Source organism: Nitrincola tibetensis (assembly GCF_003284585.1).
Lineage (GTDB): Bacteria > Pseudomonadota > Gammaproteobacteria > Pseudomonadales > Balneatricaceae > Nitrincola > Nitrincola tibetensis.
On sequence record NZ_QKRX01000008.1, the window covers coordinates 22,953 to 39,903 of the forward strand.

A 16,951-nucleotide genomic window follows, 5' to 3' on the forward strand; every position below is an offset into this window, starting at 1 on the left:
ATTACTATGAGTTATCAATCAAATCAAAACCGAACTGCCAGTATAAACTTAACACCTATTATTTTGGTGACTCCATCGGCAGAGCTTTACGACACACTAGCAGAATCTACGGCAAAAACCATTGCTAACCCGGCAAAGCGAGGTGTAAATAAGGCTTCTCAGCTCAGAGGTTTCTACGATGAGTTGGTCATGTGGGAGCAGCGTCTTCGTCAAGCAACGGATATCGAATTTAACCAACAGTTACCCCTAATTCGAATGATAAATGCGAAGGTCGCTTATGCCAAAGGCCGGGATCTCGTTGATGAAAACTACTTTCAGTTAATTCGTCACTGTCTGAACCAAATAAAAGACAAGGAAACATTGCGTAACTGTAAGCTTTTTCTTGAGGCATTCATGGGCTTTTACAAAGTCTATGGCGAAAAGTAACAGTGTGTAGTATTTAACCGACTTAAGGAATAGTGTGATGCAACTAACTAATATCTTAACAATTGAAGCCAAACTTGAGCTTTTAACTGGCCTACATATTGGCGGCAGTACAGGTGAAATGCACATTGGTGGTATTGACAATAGCGTGATCAAACACCCATTCACGCAACAGCCCTATATTCCTGGCAGTAGTTTGAAAGGCAAGATTCGCTCACTGTTGGAATGGAGAGCAGGCGTGGTGGGCGATACAAATGGTAAACCTGTTTCTGTTCAGGTCCTCAAGAAACTGAGTGGTGAAAAACTGCAGCGTGCAGAATTGATTGCACAACTCTTTGGTCTTTCTGGTGATAATGAAGGTGAACTTGCACAACGCATAGGGCCAACACGAGTGTCCTTTTGGGATTGTAATTTAAACAGCGATTGGTTAGATGAACGTCGTGCTCAAAATGATATGCTCACTGAAGCCAAAACAGAAAACATGATTGATCGTATTCGTGGTGTTGCAGAGCACCCGCGTCAAACTGAACGTGTGCCTGCAGGCGCTCTTTTTGACTTTCGGTTGAGTGTTAAAAAACTGAAAGATGATCAAGAGTCCTTAATTGATACGTTGTTGGCGGGGCTAAAGTTGATTGAGTTGGATGGCCTTGGCGGTTCAGGCTCACGAGGTTACGGGAAAATTTGCTTTAAAGAGCTCAGTCTTGACGGTGTTAGCTTACAAGATCGTTTTGTGGCTATAGATCCTTTTGCGTAAAGGAGACTTCGCATGAAGCGAATCATGTACAAAATCCGTATTCAGCCGCAAACAGCGTTCGCAACATCTTTGCGAGGTGACACTTTGTTTGGCCAAGCCTGTTGGCACATAGTGGAGTCGGCAGGTGAAGAAGCATTGACCGACTTACTTGAAGGCTATTTAGATAATCGGCCTTTTATGGTGCTGTCGGATGCCTTTCCGGCAGACTTTTTACCAAGACCGACCTTGCCGTTGGCTCTTTTGGGATTTGACTTGTCAGATCCAACGCAGCGTAAACTCGTTAAATCCAAACGTTGGCTAGACTCTATCGCACTTCATCAACCTCTCCATACCTGGAGTGAGTTTTTAAGTACAGAGTCAGATATTGCTGAACGCTTATTAGGACAGCGTGATGCCGCTCTTTGGAAAGAAGAGATACGCAATCACAATAGTTTAAATCGCTTAACCAATACAACAGGCAAAGGCGAGCATGGATTTGCGCCCTTTGAGCGGGCTTATACTTGGTATCATCCACAGTTAGTTTTGGACCTGTATGCCTGTGTAGATGAGCGATTAAACTTAGATGCCCTGAGAGCAATTATCACCGCGATAGGTCAGAGTGGATATGGTAAGGAAGCCAGTAGTGGTGCAGGGAAGTTTACCTTGCTCGACATTACTGAGTACATACCACCAAAACCCCAAGGTGCAAACGCTTGGATAACTTTAGCACCTTCAGCACCACAAGGCTTAGACTGGATATCGTCGGCGTGCTTTTATAATGTGCATGTTCGATTTGGTCGCCACGGAAGCTCCGCTCTAAGTCAGGGGGCAACGCCTTGGAAAAATCCGTTATTGCTCGCGGATGCCGCCGCTCTGCTAACTCCCCAAGCATTTGATGCAGAGGCGCTTTGGGTTGGGCAGGGATTAACAAACCTATCCCATGTTATTAGACAGAGCGTGCACCAAGGTTACAGCCCAGTAGTGCCAATCGCTGCGCCCGATCTGTCACGCATTAGGGAGAGTTAAGGATGAATAAAATCCGATTGTCAGTATCGCGTCGCCCCGAACCAACAGACGTTCCTAACAAAGAGAACTGTCACTTTTCTCAGGTAAAGTGTCGTTTAAGTACACTAAGTCCCTTACATCTTGGCAGTGGAGAAGACTATTACCCAACAAACTATGTTATTTCCCAAGGGTATTTGCATGCCTTTAGTGATAATCAGTTGGCCGAGGTTTTAGGGCACGCAGGCTTGAGTAAAATATTAGACCTCGCCAATGATGGTAAAGACAATGCCATGGCGGCTATTCAGAAAATAATTTATGAACATGCCGAACAGCTAATGGAAAAAGCTACCCATAGTGTGTGGGCAAGCCCCGGAATGGTTAAACAGTATACATCACGTATTGGCCAAGTTGCGCAAAGAGAAGCGAATCGAACAATCAACAATAAATTGGAAATTCAACGCACAATTTATAATCCTTTTACGCATGTACCTGTTCTGACAGGGAGTTCAGTTAAAGGTGCTATTCGCACTGCTTGGCTCAATAGATGCAATCAAGGGCGAAAGTCTCAGCTCAATGAGCGTAATCGTGAGCTGCAGCAACGCTTGCTTGAAATGGGAAAAAGAGTCGATGAAGACCCGTTTTATTTGCTGAAAGTCAGTGATGCAAGCTATAGGCACGCCCAAGGTTTAATGCCTTCAGAGCTTTGGTTTGCAGTTAGCCGCCGACGTAAGCCTCAACCGGATAGAGCACCTAGTAATCTCAATACACGACTAGAGTGTATAGGTCCTTGGCGTGCTCGTTGCTTCACATTTGATTTGAATTTCTTAAATGCTAGCCATCGAATAACATCACGGAAAGCACCGCAGAGTTGGCATGAATTGGCTCAATCAACCAATGCGTATTATCTGCCCAAGTTCAAGGATGAACTGGTTCAGTTAGGCCAAAATGTAGGTTATTTCAGTCAAGAATGGATTCAATCGATTAATAAGCTGTTGGAGGGGGATTTGGGCGTTGCGTTGCATAACAATCGTGCAATGATTATACATTTAGGCAAACATACTGGGGCTCAAGATAAGACGCTTGATGGTATTCGGCAAATTAAAATCTTAGGAAAAAAAGGCACCTCTCCAACAACTCGTTCGGAAACGACAGAAGTCCGGCTTGCTGCACAAGAAATTGAAGATCAAACAACGCTGTTGCCCTTTGGTTGGGTGGTGATTGAGCTTGAAAGTGATCCTGTAACGAATCTTTTAGAGGTATTTGACGAGGCGTCAAAAAGTTCTAAAGATCGACTTGAAAAAGAGTTGCAATGGGCTGTCTGGCGCCAAGAAAAGCAGAAAGCTCGACAAGCTCAAGAATTTGAGCATCAACGTAAATTAAAAGCCATAGCTGAAAAAGATGCCTTGCAGAAGAGTAAAGAGCAAGAAGAGGAAAAGCGGTTGAGGGCCTTACCTGCTGAACTAAAAACGATTATGGCCTTTGAACAAAAGCTTAGCATGGATCAAGGTAATGCAGGTAAGGGGTTTGGAAGCCCTTTGATTGAAGAGTTTAAGCCTTTGGTCATCTTGGCAGGAAGTTGGGAGCCTGAATACAGGCAAAAATTGCAATCGCTCGCCAGTGATTTGTTTACGTATTTACAAGTTGATCGAAAGAAAAATAAAAAAGCAAAAGAAATTTGGAAAAGTTTAGGGGAAGAAGAATGATCCTGGCAGGAAATTTGTCTTCGTTAGCGACCGTAAGGCTTTATTTCACTGTCAGTACTTGGGAGCCTTTACGGCTTCCCGATTTTGCTGGATCTATGTTAAGGGGGGCTTTTGGGCGTGCGTTAAGAAGGTTGGCTTGCATGACAAGACAGTCTGATTGTAAGAGTTGTCCACTCTTATCTACATGCCCGTATCCGATGATTTTCGAGACGCCTCCTAAACAGGATCATCATTTACAAACTTTTAGTCAGATGCCGAATCCTTATATTATTGAACCTCCTTTAGGTGGAAGTCGCCGCTGTGAGCAGGGTGAGGAGTTTACCTTTTCAATGGTTTTAATTGGTGATGCTGTCAATCAGTTGCCGTTGATTATTTTGGCATGGGAGCAGGCTTTTACTCATGGTTTAGGGGTGGAGCGCAGTCAATGCCAACTAATGAGGGTCTTATCGGAGAATGATGAAATCATTTACTGTTCAGATAATAAAATAATAAACTATAACCAAGTATCCGTTTTGCATGATGTTTCTGAACATGAAACTGGATCTATTACGTCACTGCTGCTTAGTTTTGTAACACCTTTAAGAATGCAAATGAGTGGGAAACGAGTTGGTGTTAAGGAGTTAGATGCACGTTTGCTCTTAATTACGTTGGCCAGACGTTTGCAGTTGTTGTGTGACAACCATCAACCGGAAATTCAACTTGATTTTCAAGAGATTAAAGAGGTTGCAAATCAACTCGAATGTCAGTGTGATATGAAATGGCACGATTGGACACGGTACTCTAGTCGGCAAAATCAAAAAATGACGTTAGGTGGTCTCGTTGGAAAGATACATCTTAGCGGCGATCTAGATAAAATTTATCCCTTATTGCATATAGGGCAATGGATACATCTAGGGAAAAATGCTACCTTTGGATTAGGCTGTTATAAGCTCTTTAACAACTAGAATCATTAGAGGCCATAGGATTAAAGTAAGTATTGAGCTGTTCAATTTTTGTACAGCTTTTTGTTTTTTCTTTAAATCCAGAATGGCCTCTTTAATTTGCTGTTTTTTAAAGAAAAAAATATTATATGCAGTACTAAATGAGCCCTGATAAATAAGGGATTAAGACTGATGCGTGGTATATTGCGTGGGGCAATAAGGTACTAAATGAGCCCTGATAAATAAGGGATTAAGACGTCGTCGTGTGCGCCTAAGCGCACAACCAAAAAGGTACTAAATGAGCCCTGATAAATAAGGGATTAAGACAGTAGTCATTTTGCATCTCCTTACTTCAGCCCTGCGTACTAAATGAGCCCTGATAAATAAGGGATTAAGACCCCCCTCTTGTCATGGTCTATGCTTTGCACAGTACTAAATGAGCCCTGATAAATAAGGGATTAAGACAAGTTTTCTTTTCTAATGGTTCCACTTCGATTAAGTACTAAATGAGCCCTGATAAATAAGGGATTAAGACTGCTTTTAGCTTCAAAGTTTTTCATGATTAAGGTACTAAATGAGCCCTGATAAATAAGGGATTAAGACGTCTCATTATCGTTTATTATCGTTTTATGCTTGTACTAAATGAGCCCTGATAAATAAGGGATTAAGACTTTTGTTAGGCTTGTTGTTCCTCGGTTACTTTGTACTAAATGAGCCCTGATAAATAAGGGATTAAGACAAAACCATCTGTATATATTGTTTTTATAGACACGTACTAAATGAGCCCTGATAAATAAGGGATTAAGACCAAACTAAGCTATCTGATGAATTGGATCGAATGTACTAAATGAGCCCTGATAAATAAGGGATTAAGACAAAACACCATTTGTAATTGTATTTATGTTTGATTGTACTAAATGAGCCCTGATAAATAAGGGATTAAGACCTAGCTCAATATTAAAGTAAAAATCAGGAATGTACTAAATGAGCCCTGATAAATAAGGGATTAAGACAAGTTTTAAACCCCATTCATTCGCGTGACCGAGTACTAAATGAGCCCTGATAAATAAGGGATTAAGACTTAAATAATTGAACAGCTTTTACAATGTCGTTGTACTAAATGAGCCCTGATAAATAAGGGATTAAGACCTGCATAAAACCTCCAATAATTGCAGCTGAATTCGTACTAAATGAGCCCTGATAAATAAGGGATTAAGACGTTTGGTTTGGATGCGAGTTATTAAAGAAGTGACGTACTAAATGAGCCCTGATAAATAAGGGATTAAGACTATGAACTGTGACGGTCATTGTAAATGTCACAGTACTAAATGAGCCCTGATAAATAAGGGATTAAGACTCGTTATAACTCGCCATTGTCATACCTAAGAAAGTACTAAATGAGCCCTGATAAATAAGGGATTAAGACTACTTACGCGCATCCTTGCGGTTTGTTTTTACTGTACTAAATGAGCCCTGATAAATAAGGGATTAAGACCCATAAACTCCTGAAGACTGTAGTAGGTCCACAGTACTAAATGAGCCCTGATAAATAAGGGATTAAGACGTTTTTTCGTCTACTAATCTAAAGGTAGATCTGTACTAAATGAGCCCTGATAAATAAGGGATTAAGACGTTAACCTTTTCTACAATATTCTCAACCCATGTTTGTACTAAATGAGCCCTGATAAATAAGGGATTAAGACGTTAGCAAGCGCGCGCGCCGTCTCTTCAATTTGTACTAAATGAGCCCTGATAAATAAGGGATTAAGACCCTCTTGTTTTGTCCATAGTTTTTTCATTTCACCGTACTAAATGAGCCCTGATAAATAAGGGATTAAGACGTTAAGAATGTAGTTAACCTTTTCGACCATATTTTGTACTAAATGAGCCCTGATAAATAAGGGATTAAGACATTCCTTCGTATCGGCTATTTTTTGCGGTTTATGTACTAAATGAGCCCTGATAAATAAGGGATTAAGACATTAACCTCTTGCGACTATCGTCGCCTAAACAGTACTAAATGAGCCCTGATAAATAAGGGATTAAGACGGCTGAAAAAATTACAGGTATGCAGATAAACCCGTACTAAATGAGCCCTGATAAATAAGGGATTAAGACTTGTATTTATGTTTGATTCTATTTGATTGTTCAGTACTAAATGAGCCCTGATAAATAAGGGATTAAGACGCTTGGCGGGCTTCAATTGCCTTTATTAGCTCCGTACTAAATGAGCCCTGATAAATAAGGGATTAAGACATTTGGATTATTTGGCATATACGCCCCAATACGGTACTAAATGAGCCCTGATAAATAAGGGATTAAGACGCCCCCACGCTGTTTGAAGCATGAAAGATGGCATGTACTAAATGAGCCCTGATAAATAAGGGATTAAGACTGTTTTACGCTTACTATATTTTGAACAACCACGGGTACTAAATGAGCCCTGATAAATAAGGGATTAAGACGAGTAATGCCTGTTTTGGATTTAGTTTTAATGATGTACTAAATGAGCCCTGATAAATAAGGGATTAAGACTTTTTCATTTGAGTAATGCCTGTTTTGGATTTAGGTACTAAATGAGCCCTGATAAATAAGGGATTAAGACGATCTGGATTGGATCCCTTTTCCTTAGTAGTGGTACTAAATGAGCCCTGATAAATAAGGGATTAAGACATACTTCCTTTGACGTTTTGCATCAAGTGTGTGGTACTAAATGAGCCCTGATAAATAAGGGATTAAGACCATATAAGTAGTACTGTCGTTCATCTTTTATCGTACTAAATGAGCCCTGATAAATAAGGGATTAAGACTAAATCTCATCTCAGCTATATTTCAGGAGAATTGTACTAAATGAGCCCTGATAAATAAGGGATTAAGACATCGCACCATTAGCGTTACATCCCCGTATGTATAGTACTAAATGAGCCCTGATAAATAAGGGATTAAGACAAAGACTTGCTAGCAGTGTCATAAGTTACCTTATGGTACTAAATGAGCCCTGATAAATAAGGGATTAAGACCACCACAAGTCTGACTTCTTTGCTTGGATCGGTACTAAATGAGCCCTGATAAATAAGGGATTAAGACCGCTCTGAATGGCGTTATATCTCTGCTGGGATTGTACTAAATGAGCCCTGATAAATAAGGGATTAAGACCACTAATAATAAGTGAAGTTTTTTAGCGTCCGGTACTAAATGAGCCCTGATAAATAAGGGATTAAGACAAGTAATTGAAGCGGGCTTCAATTACTTGGATAAGTACTAAATGAGCCCTGATAAATAAGGGATTAAGACTTTCCACCGCCTTTATTAGCTCCACGTCTTGGTACTAAATGAGCCCTGATAAATAAGGGATTAAGACTCCAGTGCTAAAAGCGCTTCTTGCGCTTCTTGCGTACTAAATGAGCCCTGATAAATAAGGGATTAAGACGACTTCTCTTTTTGTGCTTCCAATTCAGCCATGTACTAAATGAGCCCTGATAAATAAGGGATTAAGACGCTCGTAGGCAATGCGTCAGCAAATGTACGAGGTACTAAATGAGCCCTGATAAATAAGGGATTAAGACCGTTTAAAGTTGTACACGCTATAGGCGTGCGGTGTACTAAATGAGCCCTGATAAATAAGGGATTAAGACGCTTGTTCGCATGTTTACCACGTGGCAAATAAGTACTAAATGAGCCCTGATAAATAAGGGATTAAGACCTATCGACTTGTTATAATCGCTTATAACTACACGTACTAAATGAGCCCTGATAAATAAGGGATTAAGACCCAGACACATCAACACCACTCTCTTTGAGCATAATGTACTAAATGAGCCCTGATAAATAAGGGATTAAGACGGCTGCTAATGCTAAATCATATTCAGCACAAGCGTACTAAATGAGCCCTGATAAATAAGGGATTAAGACAGGTGCCTTCGACCAGTGTGTCAAGGTTAGGTTGTACTAAATGAGCCCTGATAAATAAGGGATTAAGACTTCTCCTAAGGCACGACAATCTACTTAACTCTGTACTAAATGAGCCCTGATAAATAAGGGATTAAGACTCTAAGTCTTTTTCTAACTAACTGAGGTCTCTCGTACTAAATGAGCCCTGATAAATAAGGGATTAAGACAGCTTATTAGCGAACAAGAGCCGTGCATCATCGGTACTAAATGAGCCCTGATAAATAAGGGATTAAGACGAATCCATTCAAGCCGTCGTGTACGCCTAAGCGTACTAAATGAGCCCTGATAAATAAGGGATTAAGACCTGACACAGAAACGGTTAATGTCTTGATATCTGTGTACTAAATGAGCCCTGATAAATAAGGGATTAAGACCGTCCTTGCGGTTTGTTTTTACTGGGTAGCTGTGTACTAAATGAGCCCTGATAAATAAGGGATTAAGACGCCTTGCACTTTCGATTCTGCCAGCGATTCTGTACTAAATGAGCCCTGATAAATAAGGGATTAAGACTTTCATTTCAAACCTCCTTATATTCAGTTGTTGGTACTAAATGAGCCCTGATAAATAAGGGATTAAGACACGGTTCCACCGTGTACCTCTCCACCCCTAATGTACTAAATGAGCCCTGATAAATAAGGGATTAAGACTGCTCATCAATATCCATGATGCGGTTTATTATTGTACTAAATGAGCCCTGATAAATAAGGGATTAAGACAAATTTTTCATGTCTTATTCCTTGATTTTTGGTTGTACTAAATGAGCCCTGATAAATAAGGGATTAAGACGGTATATAAGTCGTTGATCGGTTTGAGGTTAAAAGTACTAAATGAGCCCTGATAAATAAGGGATTAAGACTTGTACAGATTGTGTGGTCTAACAAGCTGTTCATGTACTAAATGAGCCCTGATAAATAAGGGATTAAGACAATTTTGGATGCGAATTGTTAAGGAAGTATCCGTACTAAATGAGCCCTGATAAATAAGGGATTAAGACTGATGCGTCTTTATTAAAGTAATTTTGATTTTCTTCGTACTAAATGAGCCCTGATAAATAAGGGATTAAGACGTAATACAGCACTCTATTTGTCTCTGTTATTTGTACTAAATGAGCCCTGATAAATAAGGGATTAAGACAAATCTTCTTGATTCATGTTACTCTCCAGCCAGGTACTAAATGAGCCCTGATAAATAAGGGATTAAGACTTGTACTTGTACTTGTACTTTCAACAGTGATGGGTACTAAATGAGCCCTGATAAATAAGGGATTAAGACCACTATTGGCAATGGCTTTCTTCACTGCTTTATGGTACTAAATGAGCCCTGATAAATAAGGGATTAAGACCCCCGTAATGGGGCAAAGTTATACAACTGTCACTAGTACTAAATGAGCCCTGATAAATAAGGGATTAAGACTATTCAGGTCAGTAACCCCCTCTGATACAAAAAGTACTAAATGAGCCCTGATAAATAAGGGATTAAGACTGCTTGCATTACCCTAACCCTCGATTATTTAGGTACTAAATGAGCCCTGATAAATAAGGGATTAAGACCGCTAGGAATTTAACTGCATATCGCTTGAACTGGTACTAAATGAGCCCTGATAAATAAGGGATTAAGACAGTTCACCTGCACCAGTAGGTGAGGCTTGTTAGTACTAAATGAGCCCTGATAAATAAGGGATTAAGACAGAGCAGTAATTTCCCCCTTCGGTTGAATTTCAGTACTAAATGAGCCCTGATAAATAAGGGATTAAGACTAAAAACCTCTGTGTTGTTAGTGATAAACTATGTACTAAATGAGCCCTGATAAATAAGGGATTAAGACCGAGGATCACTGATAAACCTTCCTCTTGTTCTAGGTACTAAATGAGCCCTGATAAATAAGGGATTAAGACTCATGGTGATTCCTTTTTGGATTATTTGGTTTGGTACTAAATGAGCCCTGATAAATAAGGGATTAAGACCTTTTTAGCACGTGGTTTGCGCTGACTTGTTAGGTACTAAATGAGCCCTGATAAATAAGGGATTAAGACGATGGAGGCTTTAACACACTTCTTTATTGCGGCCGTACTAAATGAGCCCTGATAAATAAGGGATTAAGACGCGGTGAAGTATCACATCTGCCCAGAACCACCTATACTAAATGAGCCCTGATAATGATTTTATTGAAGCTCATAGCAAGTTTTATTGGTGGCTGGTAGTTTATAGCCAAGTATATTTCACTATACTCGGCTAAAATTTTCACTTAAAAGAGTTTGGAAGTTTTTACTTTTATTAAGCGATAACTTTAGATGTGAGCTTATATGGTTTTTATTCAAATTTTCTCGTGGTTTTATAATTGGAAATTATATCAAATATTTCTTTGTCGTAACGTTTTAATACTACTTCTCTTAAAGCGGTATCAATCATTGAATGAACATAACCTTGTTTTATGATTGCTAATGTATCCCATAAAGAAATACCTCCCGAGAGGCGTGATGCGAGCAAATATTCATCTGATAATCCTGAGTTAGATATTCCAGGGTTGTCAGTGTTGATAGTTAATGAAATACCTTGATCCCACAAGCTTTTAAGTGGATATTTTGAGTATGAGGATGTGTTACTATTTAATGGGTCATAAAATCCAATGACTTCAATGTTACTAGTAGGGCATAGCTCTAAACAAATCCCTTTGTTCCTGAATCTTGTTAATAGTGATGGTTTTTCTGCTAAGGTTAATCCATGTCCTATTCGATCCGCATTTAGATTATAGGCTGCTTGCCAAATGTTCTCTGGTGTTTGTCCTTCTCCTGCATGAATGGTAACTGGGATACACGCTTCAAAAATAGGTAAAAATGCTGAAGCAAGCTCATGAGGTGAGCTCTGGCTTTCATCTCCAGCTAGGTCAAAACCTACAATAAAATTACGGAGTGCTTCATCAGCGAAAGCTGACATGGCTTCATTAATTATCTCTTTTGTATTTGATGCGCGTCTATCAAGTATCCAGATAAACCGAAACATTCGTGTATCAGAGTCTTTTAGTTGATCCCTAAAGGCTTTAAGCCATCCAATAGGTGCGTTGCTGTATTTATGTGGACTGCCACGAAGTTCTAGATAAGCAATATTTTCGTTATCAACGTAGTCATTAATGGCTTGAATATAACAAGGTATTGCTAATGGATGGCCCAGTACAGCCGACCCTGTTAATTCACCCGGGCGTTCATAAGCAGAAAACCCTTTCGTTTGGTGTATTAGCCCCACTCGCGGCTGAGTAACATCGAATAAGTTAAGCTCTAAGTCACTTCGGTCAACGTTCACTAATAGAGCTGCACTAATCTTTGATCGATCAATAGGTGCTAGGTTGCGTGGAATGTAAGTTGAAGGCCAATTCCAATCCCAGATAGATTTTTTTTGCATTAATGGATAGATCGTCTCTAAAGCATAGGATTGCTCTTGTTTTGTCATGCCTTTCCAGATGGCGTGCCCGATTTTAATTTGTGTATCTAAATCTGGAATTCCACCCAGGTGGCAATGTAGTTCAGCTTTTGGGATGGCCTGAATTAAGGGTTTAAATCGCTCATCTAGAGAAGTGGTACGAAGGTCTTCAATTAGACGTGGGGGTAAGCGGTATAGATGTCTCCAGTTCTCATGTCGCTCGCTTTCTGCTAAGAAAGCTAGATAGTTCCCTAAAAGTTTTTGTGCATCGCGCTCTCTTTCAGAAACTTCATCAACCAAACTAATAGAGTCTGTATGAAAATAGTTTAACTCGGTGTTACTTAACGAAAGCGGAAATCGCTTCGAGTGGATAGGCGGTAAATTATTCCAATAAGTATCTAAAATTTCTCTTCGGTTGTAACGACCAATCCAAGCAGGTAAAAGAAGTTTGGCATCTTCGGGTGTAAGGGGGCGATTCCAGAAAATATAATCATTGCATTTAAGGCTGTCAGGTAGGGGTTCTGGCGCAACGATATGTAGTAAACCTTGTGTACCAAATATGCTGGCCGCTCTCTGTAAATCAGCGCTCATTGTTTTTCGGCCGCCAGCTAAAGAACAGATGACATTACCGATTTCAGTCGCTTTCAGTACACTTCTAAAAATGAGTTCACGAATATGATCAAGCTCTTTTGCACTGGTAACTTGGTCAGTCTCAGCTGCGATCAGCACTCTAAGTGAAACAGGCTTTTTCAATCCAGAACACCAGAGTTGAATTTGCTCTATACCCTTTTGAGTGTTTTTGCTTTGAGAGGTTATGATCCAAAGTTCGTCAATTGAGTAGGTATCTGAGAGTTGTTGAATGTTATGAAAACATTCAGGCGTATCATGCTCCTTATATAGGTTGCACTTATCTGGATCCAAAGCTGCAAATATTTCAGGGATCACTTGCCAAGTAGCCCCAAGGGTTGCGACCAAAATACTTGGGCTATTTTTTTTGTCATCAGTGTTTATATTGATATTCTGTTTCATTCAATGTGATCCTTTTAAAACGCTGCTGAAAAATAATGACCTGATTCGCTTGGTAAAGTAAAGTAGGTTGTTAGTTGTCTTAAAAATTCCATCTAATTTTTTTGAAAATGGAAAAAGTCAAGTGAATATTCATTTATGTGTTGTTACAGGGCAGCCTCTTGCTAACCTCATCCCTTTATTGCAAGAACAGCCTGAATGTGTTGCTTTGGCAGTCAGTGAAGATATGGATGAAACAGCTAAAAGGTTTATCAATACACTAATCCATGCGGGATGGTCTGTAGACAAAATTCTTCGTTATGATTCAGTACCCTCTAGAGATTACGATTCTATTTTAATGCGCGCTATGGAAATAGAAGAGTTGCTACGGTCCGCATTTCCTCAAGGCTTGGTAACCTTTAATGCAACTGGAGGCAATAAGCTCATGGCGCTGGCATTTATGAGCGTTTTTTCAGAACAGCCTCATCGTGTTATTTACACGGATACACTCGCGCACCGTATAGAAATTCTTTACCCAAGGAATCAAGGCTATGTTGATTTGGCACCAGTATTGACTATGGAGTTGTATCTTAAAGCGAGTGGTAAAACTTTTCGTAGCCGGCAAGATCAAGATGCTGTTTGGCGTGAGCGAGTGATTAAACGTCGAGCCGCTACCTATCATTTGGCACATCATGCAGACGAGCTGCAAGCCTTGGTGTCTAAATTTAACAAGCATTTTAGTGAGTTTAATAACACACGGACCCTCCCAGAACCTTTTCGACTTGAGTATTTGAGTCATGCAGTTTGGAAGAAGGCAATGGAGCTGATGGTCGAGGGTGATGTCTTGGACCAATTGTCTGGCAAGGAGTGTTGGTATGCTAAATCGTCTGATACTGCTCGATATTTGAGTGGGGCTTGGTTGGAGGAGTATGTTTGGCATGAAGCACTCAGGTGTAAAGCAGACGACGTTGCGGTAAGTTTGGTCTTTACGGATGACAGTGCGCGTAAAGAAAATATTCGTAATGAAATTGATTTGGCTGTGTTGGCACATAACCGTTTGCTACTCCTTGAATGCAAAACTGGCAACATCGCACAAGAAGGCAAAGATGCGGATATTATTTATAAGTTAGACAGTTTGACCGAGCAAGCCGGTGGTCTTATGTCAGAGGGTGCTCTAATCTCTTTTAAGTCTTTAGAATACTCGAATCGAGATGGACAAAAAGTCAACACTCGTGCGCGTGCGGGCAGTGTCCGGTTGCATACGTGTGAAGGAAGCCAACTGAAAACTGTTCATTTGCACATCGAAAGTTGGATTAAGTCTGGTAAATGGTAAAGACCACATTAGCTAAAGTGGACGGTCCAGCGTGCATGAATTCCTTCAGGAATAAGTGGCTCACCTAGTGTCTTGATATGGTTAACAGAGGATATTCGGTAAGCGCGAATGTCATCCTCAAGAGGATTGATTAGTTGACTGATATACAGTAAAAACTCGTCAAGCTTTTCGTCAGTACAATATAGGTAGACAACAGAGTACTGGAAGGCTATGCCTACTTTGCGGCTTGCCTTGAACACACGCTGTAAGCGTCGCGGGTCTGCAATGTCATAACAAACGAGATAGTGTTGTAGGTGCATGATTTTCATACCTTAGTTTATGTCTAGGGGAGTTTTGAAGCATTCCGGAGACCTCAAGTTGCTCTGATAGAGTATATAAAGCTTTTGTGATCCAAAGATCGATGTCTGCTGAAAGGCATTTTTCATAAAATAATGGAATATCGACGCCTTCAAGTGTGGCCTCAGGAGGGAGGCGTAGAAATAGACTGGTTAAACTTAGCATTAAGGCTGGATGGGCAAGATCGTTACAGATTCTCGTGAGATGCCGATTACTGGCAGATAGTCCTAGCCTTGTAAGGCTTGTTTGAATTTGAGCAAATTGCAGGCTTTTAAACCAAATTCGTGCTTGAGAAGGTAGCCGACCTCTTTTTTGCTTTTTAAAAATTTTTGCCAGTTGAGTTTCCGCTTTTAATGCCGCTTGCTCTGGACTGCATGCCATGCATCCTAACATTGCGTAAGTTCGTATTAGTTGATTTTCTAACCATTGGTTATAAACACCCAATAAATCAGGTTCAGTATCAATGGCTTCTATCCAGTGAGTAAAGGGTATGGGTAACGCTCCAGGATGAACGAGTTGAGCGATCAGTTCCCCCCCATCAGTCATAAAGTTAACTGGAATACCTTCTTGCGCTGTTTGACTAAGTCCTTTGAGGCCTAAGCTAGGCAGTCCAATGCAAATAATTCGACTGATTCGCCTTAAGGGAAACCACTGCCTACTTCGATGGGTGGCACGAATTCTAAGTGCAGGTCCATCACGTTCAAGCTCTACAACCTTATCGCTTTCGATCATTAAACAACGTTTATTCATGGTACGTACCTTGTTAAAAGTCGATTATTTCTGTCTCATCTGTATGGTCTTGGGTAATGTGTTCATCATTATTGATAGCATCAAGGGGGGCGTTTATTTTTAGTTTTGATAGGTGTAATCCTAGCTTTACTAGATGACGGCATCGTTTTCTCCATCGGTAACTTTGAGATTGATACAGAGGGTAAAAAATGGCTCGACCTTCTTTGTTGAGTATGCAGCGCTCTTCATCCGGATATTGAAAGTGGCTTTTTTTCAAGTAACCTTCCAAGAGTAACTTCATAACCCAGCTATCTATATCAGCACGCAATACTTCCATGACATCACATGCGAGAGATTCACGGCCGTAGCTTATATCGTGAAGAAAACCAAGTGTGGGGTCAAAACCATAACCAATAATTGCCCTGACGGCTTCACTATGTGCCAGTGTATACGTTAATGATAGCAGGGCATTGATGGGATCTTTTGGTGGTCTACGTTGGCGTTTTTTAAATCCAAACTCAGTTGGCGCTATTTGAGTTAGAGCGTTGAAGTAAGCGGATGCTGCAGCCCCTTCAATACCTCTTATGCTTTCTAAAGAGTAAACAGATTGAAGCGAGCGCTTTCGTTCTCGCAGTTGAGACAGTGCTGTTTTAATAGTGTAGCGGAGATCTTTACGCCGGCGACCATGCCTTAATAGAGCGCGGTATTGAGTTAAAATTTTGTAAGAAACTAACTGTTTAGCCATTTCAACTCTGTGGACTTCATCCAGCTGAGCTTTGTATTGAAGGAGTCGTCGTTCAACGTGTCCGTGGCGGTTTCCATTGCAAATCAACCAAGAACCATTTTGTCGAGGATTAATTAATACGAGGGTTATTCCAGCTTTATCAAAGGCTAGAAGCACTCGAGATGAAAGGTTGATATAACTGCTGACAACAATAAATTTAAGTTGATTTAGTGGGAAGCTAGTTGGGCGTGGTTGGCCTTGTATTCTAATAATTAGCCGACTGGATTGAACATCCATTGTGGTATCTTTTCGGTCAATAAATAGACTTTCCATTGCTCTGCTACCCTTTAGCCTATAAAAAAGAAATCTGGATCCATTGGCATTACCGCTATTCCGAGAACTCTTACAGCATGTTGATTTAATGGAACAATCAGAAACCTATCATCCGATAAATCCATCACGTCAGATATTCTGCTGAGAAGTTCATCTTTCTCTTGATTCGATAAATAGCACTCAAAAACAGATTTTTGCCCCCCACTAGCAAAATCCTTTAGAACAATTAATGCTTTTCGTAAGCGCTTAGGGTGTCTAATATCATAAGCTGCTAAGTAAAGAGAGCGATTAGGCATAATAGCACCATAGAGTTTGTAATAATGGCTATAACAACTTAAAGATG

11 protein-coding genes and 1 CRISPR repeat array are annotated in these 16,951 nt (G+C 40.3%); of the genes, 6 read left to right on the top strand and 5 right to left on the bottom strand.

What is annotated here, in order from left to right; all coding sequences use genetic code 11:
* Positions 1-6 precede the first annotated feature (6 nt).
* The 5 genes from csm2 to cas6 all read left to right on the top strand — a co-directional run bounded on the left by csm2 (position 7) and on the right by cas6 (position 4,808).
* Positions 7-426: a type III-A CRISPR-associated protein Csm2 gene (gene csm2, locus DN062_RS11415; RefSeq protein ID WP_112159462.1), complete on the top strand. Its 420-nt coding sequence runs from the start codon at positions 7-9 to the stop codon at positions 424-426.
* Between the two features lie 37 nt (positions 427-463).
* Complete coding sequence (gene csm3, locus DN062_RS11420; RefSeq protein ID WP_112159463.1) at positions 464-1,177, top strand: type III-A CRISPR-associated RAMP protein Csm3; 714 nt, start codon at positions 464-466, stop codon at positions 1,175-1,177.
* A gap of 12 nt (positions 1,178-1,189) precedes the next feature.
* Positions 1,190-2,182 carry a type III-A CRISPR-associated RAMP protein Csm4 gene (gene csm4 / locus DN062_RS11425; RefSeq protein ID WP_112159464.1) on the top strand — a complete coding sequence of 331 codons (993 nt, stop codon included), beginning with the start codon at positions 1,190-1,192 and terminating at the stop codon, positions 2,180-2,182.
* 2 nt (positions 2,183-2,184) lie between these two features.
* On the top strand, positions 2,185-3,864 hold the full coding sequence (gene csm5 / locus DN062_RS11430) for a type III-A CRISPR-associated RAMP protein Csm5 (protein WP_112159465.1): 1,680 nt from the start codon (positions 2,185-2,187) through the stop codon (positions 3,862-3,864).
* 140 nt (positions 3,865-4,004) lie between these two features.
* Positions 4,005-4,808 (top strand): CRISPR system precrRNA processing endoribonuclease RAMP protein Cas6, encoded by an 804-nt coding sequence (gene cas6 / locus DN062_RS11435; RefSeq protein ID WP_205126718.1) that lies wholly within the window; start codon positions 4,005-4,007, stop codon positions 4,806-4,808.
* A 130-nt stretch (positions 4,809-4,938) separates the two neighbouring features.
* A CRISPR array of direct repeats spans positions 4,939-10,837; the repeat unit is 36 nt; unit sequence GTACTAAATGAGCCCTGATAAATAAGGGATTAAGAC.
* A 207-nt stretch (positions 10,838-11,044) separates the two neighbouring features.
* Here the strand turns inward: cas6 and DN062_RS11440 are convergent.
* On the bottom strand, positions 11,045-13,177 hold the full coding sequence (locus DN062_RS11440) for a CRISPR-associated ring nuclease (RefSeq protein ID WP_112159467.1): 2,133 nt from the start codon (positions 13,175-13,177) through the stop codon (positions 11,045-11,047).
* A 121-nt stretch (positions 13,178-13,298) separates the two neighbouring features.
* Here DN062_RS11440 and DN062_RS11445 point away from each other — a divergent pair, with 121 nt between their 5' ends.
* Positions 13,299-14,486: a Card1-like endonuclease domain-containing protein gene (locus DN062_RS11445; RefSeq protein WP_162301292.1), complete on the top strand. Its 1,188-nt coding sequence runs from the start codon at positions 13,299-13,301 to the stop codon at positions 14,484-14,486.
* 8 nt (positions 14,487-14,494) lie between these two features.
* Here DN062_RS11445 and cas2 (DN062_RS11450) read toward each other — a convergent pair whose 3' ends face one another.
* From cas2 (DN062_RS11450) to cas2 (DN062_RS11465), 4 genes are read right to left on the bottom strand one after another with little or no spacing between them, the layout of a single operon-like run.
* Positions 14,495-14,785: a CRISPR-associated endonuclease Cas2 gene (gene cas2 / locus DN062_RS11450; protein ID WP_162301293.1), complete on the bottom strand. Its 291-nt coding sequence runs from the start codon at positions 14,783-14,785 to the stop codon at positions 14,495-14,497.
* A complete protein-coding gene (locus DN062_RS11455; RefSeq protein WP_112159470.1) occupies positions 14,754-15,572 on the bottom strand; it encodes a CRISPR-associated endonuclease Cas1 in 819 nt (272 codons plus the stop codon). The genes cas2 (DN062_RS11450) and DN062_RS11455 overlap by 32 nt, the downstream gene beginning before the upstream one ends.
* A 13-nt stretch (positions 15,573-15,585) precedes the next feature.
* Positions 15,586-16,608, bottom strand: coding sequence for a CRISPR-associated endonuclease Cas1 (gene cas1, locus DN062_RS11460; protein WP_112159471.1), 1,023 nt, complete (start codon positions 16,606-16,608; stop codon positions 15,586-15,588).
* A 14-nt stretch (positions 16,609-16,622) separates the two neighbouring features.
* Complete coding sequence (cas2, locus tag DN062_RS11465) at positions 16,623-16,904, bottom strand: CRISPR-associated endonuclease Cas2 (RefSeq protein WP_112159472.1); 282 nt, start codon at positions 16,902-16,904, stop codon at positions 16,623-16,625.
* Positions 16,905-16,951: the final 47 nt, after the last annotated feature.